Source organism: Cardinium endosymbiont of Philonthus spinipes (genome assembly GCF_964030745.1).
In the GTDB taxonomy this organism is placed as follows: domain Bacteria; phylum Bacteroidota; class Bacteroidia; order Cytophagales; family Amoebophilaceae; genus Cardinium.
The window spans coordinates 272,285-289,666 of the sequence record NZ_OZ034918.1 but is presented as its reverse complement, the minus strand read 5'-3'; the positions used below and the strand labels follow the sequence as shown (position 1 = coordinate 289,666).

Genomic DNA, 17,382 nt, shown 5'->3' with positions numbered 1-17,382 from the left:
GTTATTGTCCGCATGGCTTCCTCTGCTCAAAAAGTATCTACTGTTTCGTTAAGCTATATCTTTGGGTATAGGGCAGTTGTAGAGACCATACGCGCCGGCCGAACGGTGGAAAAGGTTTTTTTTCAAAAAACAGTTAAAATAGTTGGCGGATTGTATGATCTTGTACGCAAACATCAAATTCCTTTTAGTTATGTGCCAGCTGCAAAGCTGGATCGCATGGTGCGTGGTAGTCACCAAGGTGTCGTAGCGGTCTTATCACCTATTGTTTTTACACCTTTAGATCTTGTTGTGCAAGCTGCCTTTGAAAAAGGGAAAGCTCCTTTAATAGTGGTACTGGATGGCGTAACAGATGTGCATAATATAGGGGCCATTGCCCGGACTGCCCTTTGTATGGGGGTAGATGCATTGGTACTGCCTACACAAGGCAGTGCTGCATTAGCTGGTGCAGCTATGAAAACTTCAGCAGGTGCATTAGCTACATTGCCCATTTGCCGCGTAGCTGATTTAAGTAAGGCGTTGCGCTATTTACAAGAAAGTGGGTTGACTGTATTGGCTTGCCATGTACAAGCTGAACAATTGCTATACCAGGTAGACCTAAAGCTTCCTATTGCACTTGTTTTGGGTGGAGAAGGGGCTGGTATAGCTGCAAAGCATCTAAGGTTAGCGACCCATCATATTTGCATTCCTATGCAAGGTCCTATTGCTTCTTTTAATGTTTCTGTGGCGGCTGGTATCATGCTCTACGAAGTATTTCGACAACGTTTTGTATAGCCATCGCTTGTTGGTTGAGGCCACCTGTCCATGTTCAAAAAACGCCCATTGTAAAAAATTGTAATTGTCTGAGCGCTTGATTTTTTATTCACTTTTTTGTCGAGATATAAGTGGATAAAATTCATTATTAACCAGTGACGTGAACAGCAGATAGTGATTTTTTTTGCCTACTTCTTGGTCCAGAAAAAAGTAAAACACAAATACCTTCCTTTATTTTTTTTTATAGAAAAAATTCTTATCATGAAAGTTACCGCTAGTAGAATAAAATATTTCTTCAACTTTTTTAACGGCTTGCTTTATGATCTGCTTGAATATACCACTATTTATAGTGGCTGCTTTTTTGGTATTAACCTTATGGGTAGGTATTTATTTTAGTAGCAAGCAAACTACATTTCGAGAATATGCAGTGGGGAATAAACAGTTTTCTACTGCCACTCTGGTTTTTACCGTTTTGGCTACGGCATATGGAGGGGGGGGGCTAGTGCGTAGCATAGAGTGTATTCATAGCATGGGCCTATGGTGGGTCGTGATGATGTTGTTATCTTCCTTTGGCTTGTGGGTTGTTGGCAAATTGGCTTTGCGTATGGGGCCATTTATGTACCATCTTTCTATAGCAGAGACGATAGGCACGATCTATGGTAGATATCCAAGAATTATAGCCTCCTTAGTGGGTATCTGTGGCGCTATTGTCATTGTTACTATGCAAATCAATGTCATAGTCCAGGCCATTGGCATATGTGTGAAAGTAGTGAACCCAGATGTAATGCCTATCTTGGCGACCTTGCTCCTTACCTTTTATTCGACATTTGGTGGCATTCGTGCTGTTACCTTCACAGATGTGCTGCAATTTATAACCTTTGCCATTATTATTCCGCTTTTGGCTTGGTTTATGTTTCTAAAAATAGGTAAACCCATTTCAGAAATCTTTCCCATCTTGCAAAGCCATGCTAAATTTCAATTTAGTCATGTATTCCGTTTTGATGTCCAACTAGTTGGTATGTTGCTGTTACTGTTATCTTTGATTGCTTCCTCTATACTGCCTCAACTGATGCAGCGGGTATATATGTCTTCTGGTCCCCTACAAGCTCAAGAAGTTTTTTCGTATGCTACGCTCTTCAGTATCGCTATATCTATTTTTATCATTTTGATTGGTCTATTTGCTTTTGTAGAGGCACCTGCTTTATCAAAAGACACTATTTGGAACCATAGCATGGGTAATATGTCACCCCTTTTTAAGGGGCTGCTTGCCATTAGTTTGCTCGGTATGGCCATGTCTACAGCTGACTCTTCTTTAAATGCTTGTGCGATTATGGTTGGCCATGATATGGTCAAGGGGCTATGCAATGAAAAAAAGGTGACCGATGCCTTTCAACTTAAAATAGCAAGATGGACCACGTTACTGGTAGGCCTATTGGCTATGATGTTGGCTTTTTACTGTAATGACCTATTGCAGTTGCTCTATTTGGGGCTTGCCGCTTGTGTGCCTATTGTCACCGCTCCTTTTATATTAGCTATATTTGGCTTTCGAGGCACTGCCCGTACTGCTTTGGTTGGAATGGCTACAGGTGTGCTAGTGATGTGGGCTTGGACAAAATGGATATATCCCTTAACAGGTATCGATGGCTCTTTCCTTGCTATGATAGCCAATGGTCTGGCTATGATGGCTGTCCATTACCTACTTAAACAGCCTAAAGGTGTAGGGTGGGTCGAACCCGATAATGCTTTTAAACAAATGCAACAAGCGCAAGCGCGCAAGCGCGCAGAACGTCAAGAAGCCATTAAAAATGCTTGGGCCAATAGAAAAGTTACCTTGGCTGAGCTAAGACCTAGCGATGGTACCCTACGCTTAACGGGGCTCTATATGATTGTTACTGCTATTCTAGGTTATTGGTTTATTAAGCCAGATCTTCTCTATTGGGCTATATGCCAAGGCCTTTTGGGTACGCTTTTTACATCCTATGGTATATTTACACGCTATAAAGCCTTCTTTAGTCAAGCCAGTCCAAATTGGTTGATTGGTTTATGCTGGTTAATAGGATGTGCTTTTTACCTTCCTTTAAATTTACTTTGGTACTGGTGGCATCTAGTTGATCCGATCTTTAATGCATCGTTATCTTTGGCCCATTATACGGTAATCTTATGGGTGTTACCGCTCTATCTGGGCATAAGCGTAGTGGTGGCTGTATTATTAGTAGTCATTTATCCTATCTTTGTTGGGTTGTCTCTTCCTGTTTTATCCTCCCTATTTCCCTTGTTTATGGTAACCCTACTCGTGGTGGCTGTTATTATTTGTTTTAAAGTAAAAGCAGGCCATTATATGGCGCAAAACCTCTACTTGAGAAGTCAAGATAAGATTAGGGCATCTCAAAAGCTAAAAGAATCGCTCTATGATTTGGCTATGGTGCCATCTGCTGCCCTTAATCCTGCTAAAGGCCATGGCGCTGTTTTGGAACAAGTAATAGGCAAAATTGAGCAATCTGTCTCCTTTTTAGATGGCAATATGCCCCTTTATAAGCAAGACTTCCAGAGTATTATCAATAAACTCTATGATTGGGTGGCTTATTTCAATAGAAGGGCAAAGGTCAAAGATCATGCACTACTCCAACCTACTAAAATTACTTTAGACAAGTTGATACGTAAGGTAGAGTTTACTTTATCACAAGAGGTGGCGCATCCACCTAAGTTGTTCGTAGAGCACATAAAAGAACCTAGTGAATGGTTGTTGCCTTATATTATATGCGATATCCATCAAGTAGTCTATTTATTGGTTCAGTCCATTTTACGAGTTGGTAAGGTAGAGGGTTCCGTTCCACCGGTTGTGCGCGTAAAACTCCAACCTACTGCTTTGCAATTCAAGCAAGCCGATCCTATTGATGGCCCTTATCCTGTATATATGCTTTTTCAAGCTACTGCTTTGGTAATAAGCCAGGTTACTACTGTTCCTGAAGTGTTGCCTAAAGTACAGCCTATCTATGATGATATGGTAAGTGCTGTGGGGCTGAAAGGGCAGCAGGCAGCACCACCGTCTATAGACCTCCAACAGGAAACCATATCTAGTATTGTGGAGGCCCATTATGGCTATTGCGAAACGACTGGTGGAGAACAGCAAGCTAGTATATTACTAGTGCTTCCTAATGATGTTGCTGATATTCTCGGTAAAATGACTACAAAACTACCTATAGATTGTTTAACCTTAGATGCCCCTGTTACGCCTAAGGAACACGCAGATTCTATGGTCGAATTAATGCAGTTCCATGACCATGTTGCTCAATTTTCTCATGACATGGATCCTATTGATGTGGGAACGATTTCCGGTCTGCTGTTGTTACTGCGGCAACATTTTGGCTTTAAGCGACATGCTTCGGGCCAACTATTTTATGTACGTGCAGTAGGCATTTCCAAACTAGTGGTAGAATGGGTTTTTCACTCCCCTAAAGTAATTTATGCCTCTTTACTCTATGAGTTGGTCCGTCACACCTGTTTACCCCTTTCTTATGTTAGGGACCACTATAATCTAGGTGTTTATGCCTTTGTACTGAATGTATTGGGCATCGATCAACGTGAATCGTTGGATCATCCTTCTTTGCTATATTTGGAAAACCGGTTACAAAAAGCAGTCAAGGAAGATCATGTACAGCTTTCTGTACTCTTTATAAAACTGGCTGAGCGACTCTATGATTTACGTCATGCTTCAGGCTATATCTACGTACAAGAAGTAATCCATATGGCGCAAGAAACCCTTGCCATAGATGTTAAGCTAGCCAATAGGTACTTGGATCCAGAGATAGGAGCGGCATTAGAAGCAGCAGCTAAAAAAGCGCTAAAGCTTTGCAAGGATAAAGATAAAGGCAGGAGCAAGGATAAAGAACAAGACAGTTAATGCGTGTGGGCTGTTAGATACAAAGTCATTTATATCTATTGTAAAAATGTCTATGATTGTTAGTCAAGAAACCGTTCAAGCTGTTCAACGTGTTGCTTGCATTGAGGAGGTAGTTGCTGATTTTGTCCCCCTTAAAAAAAAGGGACAAAATTTTTGGGCCTGTTGTCCTTTTCATCACGAGCATACCCCTTCCTTTTCCGTATCGCCCACGAAAGGGTTTTATAAATGTTTTGGTTGCGATGCTTCTGGAGATGTTATAAACTTTGTACAGCAAATAGAAGGGTCTACTTTTGTAGAGGCTATTACCTACCTTGCGCAAAGATATGGCATACCGGTAACCTCAGCATCAGATGGTAGCCCCGATTTGCAAGATTATCGAGCAAAAGAAAGCCTCTATATTCTATTGAATTTAGCTAAAAACTATTATATAGATTTACTCTGGCACCACCCAGAAGCAGCTAAGGTAGCATTGCCCTATTTGGCGCAACGGGCTATTCCATCTGCAATAGCAAAAAAGTTTGAGCTGGGCTATAGTCTGGATAAATGGGATGGGTTCTATAGTTTTGCCATAGCAAAAGGGGTAGTATTAGAACAATTGATCGCAGCAGGGTTGGTGGTTCAAAATGGAGCTAAGATTTATGACCGTTTTCGAGGAAGGTTGATGTTTCCTATTCACAATAGTAGTGGGCAAGTCGTTGCCTTTGGCGCACGCCATATGGCTATTAGACCGCTTTCGCAACCTATTTGTGATGAGCAATTTTTAGGAAAAGTGCAGTCGAGCACCGACACATACTCAGTTGTATGTGAGGAGCATAGACCACAAAATTACCATGTGGCAATTGGGTTGCCCAAGAAGCCTACTGCTGGAGATAGCCCTAAGTATGTCAATTCATCTGAAACCCTTGTCTACCAAAAAGGCAGTTTATTATATGGCCTTTCTTTTGCTAAGCAAGCGATCAAACAGGCAAATAATTGTTATCTGGTAGAAGGATATACCGATGTATTGGCCTTTCATAGAGCAGGTGTAGAAGCGGTAGTTGCCTCTGCTGGTACAGCACTTACTGAAAATCAGATAGACCTGTTGCGCCGTTTTGCTACTAAGGTTACATTGGTTTTTGATGGAGACCAAGCGGGTATTGGGGCTGCTCTTCGTGGTATAGATAAATTGTTGGCAAAGGGGCTTGAGGTAAAGGTTATATCATTGCCTGTAGGAGAAGATCCAGATAGCTACCTGGGTAAGGTAGGTGCAGATGCTTTTAATCATTATATCAGTTGTGTGGCGCAAGACTTTATTACCTTTAAGGCTGGTTTTTATCAGTCTACTCAGCAGAGTCCAGCCGAACAAGCAAAGGCTATACGAGAAATTGTACAAAGCATTGTAGCCATTCCAGACGAAATAGAAAGAACCTTATTGCTGAAAAAATGTAGCAAACTTTTTGCTATAGAAGAAGAGGTGCTTTTTACTACCTATCATGCATTGCGCCATCAAACCGCTCCAGTATGGCAGCAAAAAAAAACATTTACTAAGCAGCATAGTAGGCAAAAAAGTAACCCATATGTAGACCCTAAAAACCTTCCTTTGACTGGTAAGCTTGCAGCGAGCATTGAAGCTTATGAACGAGAAATTATGCGTATTCTACTCACTTATGGTGCTACAAAATTAGATGAGGGTAGACCATTGTATGAATATATTCTCTTAGAATTGGCTGATGTGGCCTTTAGATCTACTGATTGCAGCTTGGTTTTTGAGTATTGTAAAGAGGCATTCCAGAAGGGTAGTGTAGTGGATATTCAATGTTGCTTAGATAGCACAGCAGAGCGCATTAGAAAATTGGCCATCAACTTAACCGCTTTTCCTCATGATATTAGCCAAGCTTGGGTGAAAAAATATGGTATTTATACTATAGAAGAAGCGCAACACGTACAAAAAATGAGTTTAGAAGTAATTCTGAGACTAAAAATTCGTTTGGTACAAGAACTTATTGAAGAAAATCGAGCAGCACTGAAACAAGAACTGACTGAAGAAGAGGAAGAACAGTTACTCAAAGTGCACCAAGTGCTTAAGGATTCTGAACGCAGCATTGCCAAACAACTTGGTACAGTAGTTGCCCAATAGCCCCCTTTCAAGACCTATTTCTGAGTATCTATTCACGTCACTGGTTAATAATGAATTTTATTCCACTTTTACATGGAGTATTGGTATACGCAGTACTTATGGCCACTGATAAAAGATTTGGCGAACAGTAAAGGCAATGAAACAATCTATTGTTCAGCGGGAAAAACAGAACTTGCTCACTTCGTGGGCTGCAAACAGGCTGTTTTTCTAATCCGCTGAACAATAGATTGTTTAAAGACTTCCGCTTTACTGAAGCGCCGCATTCCTTTATCGGTGGCCACAATAGCTTTTCTTATCATTACCAGCCCCGCGTCTCCTTCGATAAAAAATGGCGCTCTAGTAAAACACTAACAGCTGAGCGATATATTTTTCAGTGGATTAGAAAATCGTCTGTTTGAAGCCCGCTTGCGGGCTGAGTTTACGACTTTCCCGCTGAAAAATATATCGATTCAGCTATTTACTATCGGGCCAGACTTTTTATCGAAGGAGATAAGGGGCCCCAACCACAGGCGTGAATAGATACAATGCCTTGCGTGGACTTGAAGGGATTCGAACCCCTAACCGCTGCATCCGTAGTGCAGTGCTCTATCCAGTTGAGCTACAAGTCCATTAACCTCCTTTATAACCTATTTCTAATGGTAATTTGCTTATCGAAGTTGGTCTATGCTCCTCAAATACATTTAGCATGCTGCGGTGCTCGACTGCACTTCCTCTAAAAATTGCTCATCACAAATAGGCTATGCAAGCGGTCTATTCTTTAAGCTGGTATGCAAATTTAATAAACAAAAATTTATTTCAAACTAATGTTTTGACATATTTAAAAAAAAAAGTACCTTTGTTAGGTAACATTTTATACACTACAATATTATTAACCCACATGAAAAGCAAGATTCTGCCTTTGTTGTTTTTTTTTACTACTTGCCATATTTTCTCTGCAGCTGCTACCGATAGTGTAGGTGCTCCTGTTGTAGAGGAGCAAGAAAATCAATCCGATACTTATATACCGCTTGTGCAAAACTATCCGAGCTTTACGGTTGAGTTTCTAGGAATGGATTACTTATACAATCTAGATCCGAAGCTATCTGTAAAGTTTCATAACATGAAAAAGTTTGACTGGTCTGGTTTGTTTCGCGGAAATGGGGCTATTCTATATGCGATTCGACTTAATCAATCCCGTTTTGCCTTTTGTCCAGGAATTGGTTGGAGTACTTTATACTATGCGTTTTCAGGTAGAGAAGATTCAGGTAGCGATCATGGAAGGATTTATCCAAAGCTTAAAAGAGCGTCAGAGTCCCGTACAGAGTGTGAGGATATCAAGCATAAGCAGGGGAGGGCAGTGTTAGGTTCTGCTCTTAAGATTCCCTTTATTGATTGCTTACTTAGGTTTCGATTTAATAGTGTGTTAGAGGATCCTAAGGCAGGCTTTCATACTTGGTTGGGTGTTAAGTTTGGTTTTCGTCGACGTCCTTCTATGATTATTAATTACAGGGCCTATAATGATTCGGGTGCTTCGTCGGTTGATAATGGTCATTTTAACCTTAGGCGATATGCTTTGGGTATTCAGGCTGGAGTCGGCTATAGTCGTTTTGGTTTAATAGGTGGTTTTCACTTGACACCCCTTTTTGAAGCAGGTCAGGGTCCTAGTCACTCTGATGCGCTTAGGCCTTTCTCTATTGGTTTGTATATAGATCTTATATAGGTTTTTACTAATAGGGATGTGGTTGGTTGTGTTGTTAAAAGAGGTTTTGTCTTTTCATTCATTTTAGGTTTCTTGTAGAAGATAAATATTTTTCGTAGATTTGCTTGACCCATTCAAGTAGTGGGCATGCTATATTTATATTGCGCTTGTCTTTTTTTTTAGTTATACCTGGGGAGATGCCAGAGCGGCCAATTGGGGCGGACTGTAAATCCGTTGCGTAAGCTTCGAAGGTTCGAATCCTTCTCTCCCCACTAGGTGGTAGTGGTAATAGTTGTAGTGGTATCTAGGCGGGAGTAGCTCAGTTGGTAGAGCGGCAGCCTTCCAAGCTTCAGGTCGCGAGTTCGATCCTCGTCTCCCGCTCTTTGATTGCTATAGGGCCGGTGTAGCTCAGTGGTAGAGTGCTTCCTTGGTAAGGAAGAGGTCACGGGTTCAAGTCCCGTCATTGGCTCCATTTTGGAATGGAGAAGTTAGTTTTGGGTAGCCCCCAAAAATGTATTGGATGAATTATTTATTGTATTGAAAGTATAAAGAATTATTAAACTATGGCAAAGGAGACATTTAATCGGTTAAAGCCCCATGTAAACATTGGTACCATTGGCCACGTTGACCATGGAAAAACAACACTGACGGCTGCTATTACTACTGTTTTGGCTAAGCAAGGGTTGGCGGAAAAGAAAGAGTTTTCAGCCATTGATGCAGCTCCAGAGGAAAAGGAGCGGGGTATTACCATTAATACTGCTCATGTAGAATATCAAACCAAAAACAGGCACTATGCCCATGTTGATTGTCCAGGTCATAAGGATTATGTTAAAAACATGATTACAGGTGCTGCTCAGATGGATGGGGCGATTCTTTTGGTTGCCGCTACAGATGGCGCGATGCCTCAAACCAGGGAGCATATTCTTTTGGCTAGCCAGATTGGTGTGCCACGTATCGTGGTATTTTTAAATAAGGTAGATCTGGTAGATGATCCTGAAATGATTGAGTTGGTGGAGCTTGAAATTAGAGAGTTGTTAAATGCTTATAAGTTTGATGGTGATAATACTCCTATTATTCGTGGTTCTGCGCTGGGTGCTTTAAATGGAGAGCAGCAGTGGGAAGCAAAAGTTGAGGAATTGATGGATGCGGTAGATAGTTATATTCCCCTTCCTGTACGATTGGTAGATCAAGATTTCTTAATGCCGGTAGAAGGGGTATGTACCATTACCGGTCGTGGAACGGTTGTAACTGGTAGAATTGAAAAGGGGGTGATTACTACTGGTAGCCCTGTTGAGATTATTGGTATGGGAGCTGATAAGTTGACTTCTACTGTTACAGGTGTGGAAATGTTTCGAAAAAACTTGGATAGAGGAGAGGCTGGTGATAATGTAGGGCTACTGCTTCGTGGTGTAGATAAGGCTTCTATTCAGCGCGGCATGGTGGTTTGTAAGCCAGGAAGTGTTAAGCCGCATAGCAAGTTTAAAGCTGAGGTTTATGTATTAACGAAACAAGAGGGAGGGCGCCATACACCATTCTTTAACAAGTATAGGCCGCAGTGCTATTTTAGAACAACAGATGTTACAGGTGAGGTAAGGTTGCCTGAGGGGACTGAAATGGTTATGCCAGGTGATAATGTTAATTTGGAAATTACCCTAATTCACAGTATTGCTATGGAAGTAGGATTGCGTTTTGCGATTCGTGAAGGAGGTAGAACGGTTGGTGCTGGAAGGGTTACTGATATTATTGAATAGCCTGTTTTTTGACCATTTTTTTTCTGAATAAAAAATCACTGTTTCTATTTCTAGTTATGGTATAAACAATACGGGTGTAGCTCAACTGGTAGAGTGGTGGTCTCCAAAACCATAGGCTGGGAGTTCGAGTCTCTCCACCCGTGCGTCAAATAATATGTCAAAAGTAAAGATATTTATACAGAATCTGATACAGGAAGTAAGGCATAAGATTACTTGGCCTCCCTACCATAAGTTGCAAAATAGTGCGCTGCTTGTGCTTGTGGCCTCCTTTGTATTTGCGCTTCTTATTGGGCTCATGGATTGGTCTTTAAAAAAAGCTTTTGTCTGGTTTTATAATGCTTTTTAAACAGTGGATGGGTTGAATGAATGCGTTACAATGGTATGTGCTTAAAGTAGTCGCTAAGCAAGAAGAAAAAATAAAGGCTAATCTGCAGGTAGAACTTGCAAGAAATAATTTACAACATATTGTTGGTGACCTATTAATACCTTACGAAAAGGTTTATGAGGTTCGTGCTGGAAAAAAATATGTAAAAAATAGGCATTTATTTCCTGGCTATATATTCTTGCAGGCAGACTTATCAAATGATTTTCTTGTGCAGTTACTAAAAAGTATAACAGGTGCTTTAGGATTTTTAGGGGTGAGGGGATGGCGTGGTACGCCTGTTCCATTGAGTCAAGTAGAAATAGACCGGATTATTGGTAAAACTGGTAGTCTTGAGCCTAGTCATCTCAAGTTGCATACTATTTTTGCGTTAGGGGAAGTAGTGGAAATTATAGATGGGCCTTTTGCAGGCTTTTCTGGAAATGTACAGGAGATTTTTGAAGAGAAGAAAACACTAAATGTGGTGGTTAAAATCTTTGATGAACGGAGTACTCCTGTAGAGTTAAGTTATACGCAGGTTAAAAAGGTTTTTTAATCAAAGTAGCGCATTTGCGCCTTTGGATTTTTTTCGACCGAAAAAATCTAAAGGGTTTTATAAAATTCATATAGTATGTCTAAGCCAATTTTAGGTTATGTAAAGTTGCGGGTTAAAGGTGGATCAGCCAATCCATCTCCACCAGTAGGTCCAGCCTTGGGTAGTAAGGGTATCAATATCATGGAGTTCTGTAAGCAATTTAATGCCAGAACTAAGGATCAACAAGGAGAAATTGTACCTGTAATCATTACTGTTTATCAAGATAAGTCTTTTGACTTTATCATTAAAACATCCCCTGCGGTAGTTTCTATTATGAAGCTTGCTCAGATTACCAAAGGCTCCCCTGAGTCCAATAGGCGTAAGGTGGCTACAATTACCTGGGATCAGATTGGACAAATTGCAACGGATAAGCTTCCAGATTTAAATACCTTAAATGTACATGCAGCCATGCGTATGATAGCTGGAACAGCAAGAAGTATGGGTGTTACAGTACAAGGTACTGCCCCTTGGGTTAAATAAAAGATAGGAAAATGGCCATTCAAAAAAGGAATAAACATAGCACGACGGTTGCTTCAAAAGAGGTATACCATTTAAGTGAGGCTGTTCAGCTGGTGCAAAAAAATACTTTTACAAAGTTTGATGCTTCCATGGATGTTGCAGTTCGTTTGGGTGTGGATCCTAAAAAATCTGACCAGATGGTGAGGGGCACCGTATCCCTGCCACATGGAACAGGTAAGTCTTGCAGAATTTTAGTGCTCTGTACAGCCGATAAAGAACAAGAAGCCAAGCAAGCTGGAGCTGACTATGTGGGATTAGATGACTATATAGACAAGATAGCAGCCGGATGGACAGATGTAGATGTGATTATCACCATGCCAACCGTTATGGTGAAACTGGGCAAGCTTGGTAAGATCTTAGGGCCTCGTGGGCTAATGCCCAATCCTAAGGTTGGTACGGTAACCATGGATGTTGCCAAAATGGTTAGAGAGGTAAAGAGCGGAAAGGTAAGCTTTAAGGTCGATAAGTATGGCATTGTACATAGTAGTGTGGGCCGCGTCTCTTTCCCTCAGGAAAAGATCGTAGAGAATGTGACGGAGTTGTTGCGAGCGATTGTTAAGTTAAAGCCTGCCTCCTCAAAAGGGCTTTATGTAAATAGTATTAGTCTTTCTAGCACGATGAGTAGAGGCGTTTTCGTAGATAGGAGCATTGCCGTTGGGCTTTAGAAAAATGAAACGAGAAGAAAAATTACAGGTTATAGAAAATCTAGTGGAAAGATTTTCTACTTTCGACTGTTTTTATGTGGTGGACGCTATGGGTCTTACCGTGGAACAGGTAAACAAGTTTAGAAAAAGTTGTGCAGAACAAAATATAGTCTATCAAGTAGCTAAGAATACTTTGATACAGAAGGCACTGGAGCGATCTGAAAAGTGCGCTGCTTATGCTCCTTCTTTTTCCAGTATATTAAAGGGTTTTTCTGGTATTTTGTTTAGCCGCGACAGCGGGCGTGCTCCCGGAAAAATGTTAAAAGCTTTTTTGGAAGCTGAAAAATTAAGCCTACCTGTGTTGAAGGGTGCTTCTATTCATGGTGAACTATTTATTGGTGTAGAACACCTAGATGCCTTGAGTAACCTAAAATCAAAAGAGGAGGTTTTGGGCGATATTATGGCGCTTTTGAAAGCTCCTATTTTAAATGTTGTGGCTGCGATTCAGTCTGGAGAAAAACGTTTAATGGGAGTAGTAGAAACTTTGTCAAAAGCATCCACTTAACAAAAGACTGCTTTCGAGGCTTGTTTATGCTGAGCGATTTGTAGAAGACAGGGGTGTGCAAGGCCAGAGCCTACTAGATGTAGGGGAGGATTTAACCACCAGATGGATGTGCAAATTACCAGTAGTAGCTCAAAAGCAGCTTAAGGGAAGTTTCTCTATATTTTTGTATCTATCTAAATCTTATAAACCTTTATAAATTATGGCCGAGTTAAAAGTGTTAGCCGAACAACTTGTTAATTTAACGGTTAAGCAGGCAAATGAGCTATCTGATATTTTGAAAAATGATTATGGTATTGAACCCGCTGCTGCAGCGCCTATGATGGTGGCAGCTGGTCCTGCTGCTGCAGCTGACGCCGCCCCAGAAAAAACAACTTTTGATGTAGTGGTTAAATCAGGAGGTGCCTCTAAGTTGGCAGTGGTAAAACTGGTAAAAGAAATAACAGGATTGAATTTAAAAGAGGCCAAGGAGTTTGTAGATGGGGTACCAGCTACGATGAAAGAAAACCTTCCTAAGGAAGAAGCAGAGACGATTAAAAGAAAATTAGAAGAGGCTGGTGCAGAGGTTGAGTTGAAGTAAGCTTGTAGCACCTTTGTGAAGAAAAAACAATCTAGTAAAATAAAATTGCCATATGCCTTCTGCTGATGCCGCTGCAAACTATACTGATTTGCTTGAAATCCAGTTAAAGTCTTTTAGGGACTTTTTTCAACTGGGTGTTAGTCCAGAAAATAGAACTAGTGAGGGGCTCTATAAAGTTTTTATGGACCATTTTCCTATTGAAGATTCTAAGCGAAATTATATTCTGGAGTTTATTGATTACAATCTAGAGCTTCCCCAATATACTCCTCGGGAGTGTATTGAGCGTGGGTTGACCTATGATGTTCCCTTGAAAGCAAAGTTGCGCTTGTTGCAAAATGACGAGCATACTGGAAAATATGAAGGAGTGGAGCAAGAGGTTTTTTTGGGTAATGTGCCCTATATGACCGATCAAGGCTCCTTTATTTTGAGTGGTGTGGAGCGTGTAGTTGTTTCTCAAGTGCATAAGTCTTCTGGTATTTTCTTTTTTCAGAATAAACATATTAGTGGCTCAAATGTGTACGCTGCTAAAGTAGTTCCTGCCAAAGGTGTTTGGATTGAATTTTCAGTTGATATCAATTCGGTAATGTATATTTACCTAGACAGGAAAAAGAAAATACCGATTACTACTATGCTACGTGCTATTGGGTATAGTAGTGATAAGGATATCTTAGATATTTTTGGTCTTGCAGAGGAGGTGGCAGTCAGTAGAGAAGCGTTGGAAAAACATATGGGCCGTAAATTAGCTGCCCGTGTTTTACAAAGCTGTGAGGAACGTTATGTAGATGAAGAGACTGGTGAAGAATATGTGCGTATCACGCATGAAGTCCTTGTAGAGCGCAATACTGTATTGGATGAAGCAATTATAGAGCTGATTCTATCCTATGAGGTCGCTTCTATTATCTTGCATAAATCAGAAGCAACTTATACGGATTATCATCTTGTCTATAATTCTTTTGGAAAGGATAACACCAATGATACCAAAGAGGCAATAGAACAAATTTACCGTCAGTTGCGTAATGCAGAGGCTCCTGATGAGCAGACGGCTCGTGAAACGGTAGAAAGCCTTTTTTTTAGCAGTAAGCGCTACACCTTGGGTGAAGTGGGGCGTTACAGGATCAATAAAAAATTAAATTTAGACATTCCGGTAAAAACTTCTGTATTGACCCAAGAAGATATCATACAGATTATTCATTATCTCATCAAAGTAGTCAATGGTAAGGCAGAAGTAGATGATATTGATCACTTAAGCAATCGCCGTGTTCGTTCTGTTGGCGAGCAGCTTTTTGCCCAATTTGGTGTAGGGCTTTCCCGCTTGGCTAGAACCATTAGGGAGCGCATTAACATTAGGGATAATGAGCTGTTTAAGCCTGCAGATCTGATTAATGCACGTACACTTTCCTCTGTTATCAATTCTTTTTTTGGTATTAATCCACTTTCTCAGTTGATTGATCAAGTGAACCCACTGGCAGAGATTACCCATAAGCGGCGTGTATCTGCGTTAGGGCCTGGTGGGCTTTCTAGAGATCGTGCTGGCTTTGAGGTTCGTGACGTACACTATTCCCATTATGGAAGGTTGTGTACCATTGAAACACCAGAGGGTATGAACATTGGCTTGATTTCTTCGCTTTGTATGTATGCCCGTGTAAACAATATGGGCTTTATTGAGACCCCTTATAGACGTGTAGAAAATGGAAAAGTTGATCTGAGTGGTGCTATCTGTTACCTAAGTGCTGCAGAAGAAGAGCATGCTAATTTCGCCCCGGCTAATGTGGGCTTAGATGCAAATGGCGTGATCTTAGATAGTCGTGTTAAAGTCCGTAACGGGGATGAATATCCTCTGGTAAAACCAGAGCAGGTTAACTATATGGATGTGGCCAGTAGTCAGATCGCTTCGGTTGCTGCTTCTTTGATTCCATTTTTGGAGCACAATGATGCCAGCCGTGCGTTGATGGGTTCTAACATGCAACGTCAGGCCGTTCCGTTGATTCGACCAGATGTGCCTATCGTTTGCACCGGTGTAGAAAAGAGGGTAGCCAAAGAGTTTAGGGGGTTGCCTATTGCAGAGGGTAGTGGTCTGGTGACCTATGTAGATAGTAGAAAAATTGTGGTCCAGTATGATCGCTCTGCAGAAGAAGCGCTCGTTGCATTTGATGATGCTTCGGTAACCTACTCCATGGATAAATTTAGGGGTACCAATCGCAGTACTTGTATTAATCTCTCACCCATCGTTTCTAAAGGAAATCGCGTAGAAAAAGGTCAGGTGCTTTGTGAAGGTTATGCTACTAAAAATGCTGAGTTGGCACTGGGTAAAAATCTAAAAGTGGCTTTCCTATCTTGGAAAGGGTATACTTTTGAAGATGGTATTGTGATCTCTGAACGTATTGTGCGGGATGATGTTTTTACCTCTATTCATATTAAAGAATTTATTCTAGAGGTTAAGGATACCAAATTTGGTGCAGAGGAGTTGACCAATGAAATTCCAAATGTTAGTGAAGAAGCGATTGCCAAGTTAGACCTTGATGGAATCGTTAAGGTGGGTACAGAGGTTAAAGAAGGAGATATTTTAATTGGTAAAATTACACCAAAAGGAGAGATAGATGTTACCCCAGAAGCAAGACTTTTGAAGGCTATTTTTGGCGATAAAGCAGGTGATGTAAAGAATACTTCCTTGAGAGTTCCATCTGGCATGGAAGGCATTGTGATTGATACTAAAATTTTCTCTAGCCCTGAAAGAAATAAGGAAAGCAAGGAAAAAGTCAAAAAAGAACTAGAACTATTAAAGAAAGCGCATACAAAGAATTTACTAAAGTTGCGTGATATAGCGATTAAAAAATTATCAGTTGTTTTAGATGGAGTGGCCACTAATGGTATCTATCACCAATTTGGTGATGAAATTATTGCGGAAGGGACCAAACTGACAGCGCTGTTAATTGCTGAAAAGCTCTTTCCTGCTAAAAATATTTACCGTGATGAGTCCCTTTACAATGTTCCAGCAGAAGCCAATTTACTTGGAGATCTTGTACTGAGCAATTGGACAGCTGATGCATCCAAAAATGATCTAGTGCAGCGTACTGTAGCTGGTTACATTAAAAAGTGTACGGAATCTATTGTACGTTTTAAACGTGAAAGGTTTACGCTAGAAGCGGGTGATGGGCTACCCAAAGGGGTTGTCAAAGTAGCTAAGGTCTATATTGCAGAAAAAAGAAAGCTCAAGGTTGGTGATAAGATGTCTGGACGGCATGGTAATAAAGGTATTGTTTGCAAGATCGTTCCCCAAGAGGATATGCCATTTTTAGCAGATGGTACACCAGTAGATGTTGTCTTGAGTCCACTAGGGTTGCCTTCTCGTATGAACTTAGGTCAGTTATATGAAACCGTTTTGGGTTGGGCTGGTGAGCAGTTGGGCAAACGGTATACCAATCCTATTTTTGAGGGTATGACCTTAGATCAGATTTCTGGTGAGCTGGAGCAAGCTGGTTTACCTGCTTTTGGTAAAACAACCGTTTATGATGGAGGAACAGGGATGCCATTTAGCCAAAAAGTTACCGTTGGTGTGGTGTATCTCCTTAAACTTGCCCATTTAGTAGACGATAAGATGCATGCCCGTTCTACAGGACCTTATTCCTTGATTACGCAGCAGCCATTAGGCGGTAAAGCCCAATTTGGTGGACAAAGATTTGGTGAAATGGAAGTATGGGCGCTTGAAGCATATGGTGCTGCTTATACTTTACAAGAAATGCTCAATACCAAATCAGATGATGTAGTGGGCAGATCTAAAGCCTATGAAGCAATTGTGAAAGGTAATAATATTCCAAAGCCAAATTTATCCGAATCATTTAATGTATTGATTCATGAACTAAGGGGACTAGGTCTTGAAATTACACTTGTATAGTACAGTTTGACATATTTAACATTGCTTTTAACC

At 40.8% G+C, this 17,382-nt stretch carries 12 protein-coding genes and 5 tRNA genes; 16 read left to right on the top strand and 1 reads right to left on the bottom strand.

Annotated features, from left to right (window positions below):
- Positions 1 to 12: 12 nt before the first annotated feature.
- The 3 genes from rlmB to AAHM81_RS01155 all read left to right on the top strand — a co-directional run bounded on the left by rlmB (position 13) and on the right by AAHM81_RS01155 (position 6,767).
- Positions 13 to 771 (top strand): 23S rRNA (guanosine(2251)-2'-O)-methyltransferase RlmB, encoded by a 759-nt coding sequence (gene rlmB, locus AAHM81_RS01165; RefSeq protein WP_342265535.1) that lies wholly within the window; start codon positions 13 to 15, stop codon positions 769 to 771.
- Positions 772 to 1,069: 298 nt separating this feature from the next.
- Positions 1,070 to 4,651 (top strand): sodium:solute symporter family transporter, encoded by a 3,582-nt coding sequence (locus tag AAHM81_RS01160; protein ID WP_342265534.1) that lies wholly within the window; start codon positions 1,070 to 1,072, stop codon positions 4,649 to 4,651.
- 52 nt (positions 4,652 to 4,703) lie between these two features.
- On the top strand, positions 4,704 to 6,767 hold the full coding sequence (locus tag AAHM81_RS01155) for a DNA primase (protein ID WP_342265533.1): 2,064 nt from the start codon (positions 4,704 to 4,706) through the stop codon (positions 6,765 to 6,767).
- Positions 6,768 to 7,301: 534 nt separating this feature from the next.
- Here the strand turns inward: AAHM81_RS01155 and AAHM81_RS01150 are convergent.
- Positions 7,302 to 7,375 (bottom strand) — tRNA-Arg (locus tag AAHM81_RS01150).
- 269 nt (positions 7,376 to 7,644) lie between these two features.
- Here AAHM81_RS01150 and AAHM81_RS01145 point away from each other — a divergent pair.
- The 13 genes from AAHM81_RS01145 to rpoB all read left to right on the top strand — a co-directional run bounded on the left by AAHM81_RS01145 (position 7,645) and on the right by rpoB (position 17,349).
- Positions 7,645 to 8,466: a hypothetical protein gene (locus AAHM81_RS01145; RefSeq protein WP_342265532.1), complete on the top strand. Its 822-nt coding sequence runs from the start codon at positions 7,645 to 7,647 to the stop codon at positions 8,464 to 8,466.
- A 170-nt stretch (positions 8,467 to 8,636) separates the two neighbouring features.
- A tRNA-Tyr gene (locus AAHM81_RS01140) sits at positions 8,637 to 8,717 on the top strand.
- 36 nt (positions 8,718 to 8,753) lie between these two features.
- Positions 8,754 to 8,826, top strand: a tRNA-Gly gene (locus AAHM81_RS01135).
- Between the two features lie 16 nt (positions 8,827 to 8,842).
- Positions 8,843 to 8,917, top strand: a tRNA-Thr gene (locus AAHM81_RS01130).
- A gap of 91 nt (positions 8,918 to 9,008) precedes the next feature.
- Entirely contained in the window at positions 9,009 to 10,196 is a 1,188-nt protein-coding gene (tuf, locus tag AAHM81_RS01125) for an elongation factor Tu (protein WP_342265531.1), read from the top strand.
- 70 nt (positions 10,197 to 10,266) lie between these two features.
- A tRNA-Trp gene (locus AAHM81_RS01120) sits at positions 10,267 to 10,339 on the top strand.
- A gap of 11 nt (positions 10,340 to 10,350) precedes the next feature.
- Positions 10,351 to 10,542, top strand: a complete 192-nt coding sequence (secE, locus tag AAHM81_RS01115; RefSeq protein ID WP_342265530.1) for a preprotein translocase subunit SecE — start codon at positions 10,351 to 10,353, stop codon at positions 10,540 to 10,542.
- Positions 10,543 to 10,558: 16 nt separating this feature from the next.
- Positions 10,559 to 11,113 (top strand): transcription termination/antitermination protein NusG, encoded by a 555-nt coding sequence (nusG, locus tag AAHM81_RS01110; RefSeq protein ID WP_342265529.1) that lies wholly within the window; start codon positions 10,559 to 10,561, stop codon positions 11,111 to 11,113.
- Positions 11,114 to 11,188: 75 nt separating this feature from the next.
- Entirely contained in the window at positions 11,189 to 11,632 is a 444-nt protein-coding gene (gene rplK / locus AAHM81_RS01105) for a 50S ribosomal protein L11 (RefSeq protein WP_342265528.1), read from the top strand.
- An 11-nt stretch (positions 11,633 to 11,643) separates the two neighbouring features.
- The gene (gene rplA / locus AAHM81_RS01100; protein WP_342265527.1) at positions 11,644 to 12,336 is read left to right on the top strand and encodes a 50S ribosomal protein L1; all 693 of its coding nucleotides are present in this window, start codon (positions 11,644 to 11,646) and stop codon (positions 12,334 to 12,336) included.
- Positions 12,337 to 12,340: 4 nt separating this feature from the next.
- Positions 12,341 to 12,880 (top strand): 50S ribosomal protein L10, encoded by a 540-nt coding sequence (gene rplJ / locus AAHM81_RS01095; protein ID WP_342265526.1) that lies wholly within the window; start codon positions 12,341 to 12,343, stop codon positions 12,878 to 12,880.
- A gap of 199 nt (positions 12,881 to 13,079) precedes the next feature.
- Positions 13,080 to 13,457, top strand: a complete 378-nt coding sequence (gene rplL / locus AAHM81_RS01090) for a 50S ribosomal protein L7/L12 (protein WP_342265525.1) — start codon at positions 13,080 to 13,082, stop codon at positions 13,455 to 13,457.
- A 52-nt stretch (positions 13,458 to 13,509) separates the two neighbouring features.
- Positions 13,510 to 17,349 carry a DNA-directed RNA polymerase subunit beta gene (gene rpoB / locus AAHM81_RS01085; RefSeq protein ID WP_342265524.1) on the top strand — a complete coding sequence of 1,280 codons (3,840 nt, stop codon included), beginning with the start codon at positions 13,510 to 13,512 and terminating at the stop codon, positions 17,347 to 17,349.
- The last annotated feature ends 33 nt before the right edge of the window (positions 17,350 to 17,382 follow it).

Coding starts and splice junctions, on each gene's coding strand:
- rlmB (WP_342265535.1), top strand. CDS start 13: ATGGCTTCCTCTGCTCAAAAAGTATCTACTGTTTCGTTAAGCTATATC.
- AAHM81_RS01160 (WP_342265534.1), top strand. CDS start 1,070: ATGATCTGCTTGAATATACCACTATTTATAGTGGCTGCTTTTTTGGTA.
- AAHM81_RS01155 (WP_342265533.1), top strand. CDS start 4,704: ATGATTGTTAGTCAAGAAACCGTTCAAGCTGTTCAACGTGTTGCTTGC.
- AAHM81_RS01145 (WP_342265532.1), top strand. CDS start 7,645: ATGAAAAGCAAGATTCTGCCTTTGTTGTTTTTTTTTACTACTTGCCAT.
- tuf (WP_342265531.1), top strand. CDS start 9,009: ATGGCAAAGGAGACATTTAATCGGTTAAAGCCCCATGTAAACATTGGT.
- secE (WP_342265530.1), top strand. CDS start 10,351: ATGTCAAAAGTAAAGATATTTATACAGAATCTGATACAGGAAGTAAGG.
- nusG (WP_342265529.1), top strand. CDS start 10,559: ATGAATGCGTTACAATGGTATGTGCTTAAAGTAGTCGCTAAGCAAGAA.
- rplK (WP_342265528.1), top strand. CDS start 11,189: ATGTCTAAGCCAATTTTAGGTTATGTAAAGTTGCGGGTTAAAGGTGGA.
- rplA (WP_342265527.1), top strand. CDS start 11,644: ATGGCCATTCAAAAAAGGAATAAACATAGCACGACGGTTGCTTCAAAA.
- rplJ (WP_342265526.1), top strand. CDS start 12,341: ATGAAACGAGAAGAAAAATTACAGGTTATAGAAAATCTAGTGGAAAGA.
- rplL (WP_342265525.1), top strand. CDS start 13,080: ATGGCCGAGTTAAAAGTGTTAGCCGAACAACTTGTTAATTTAACGGTT.
- rpoB (WP_342265524.1), top strand. CDS start 13,510: ATGCCTTCTGCTGATGCCGCTGCAAACTATACTGATTTGCTTGAAATC.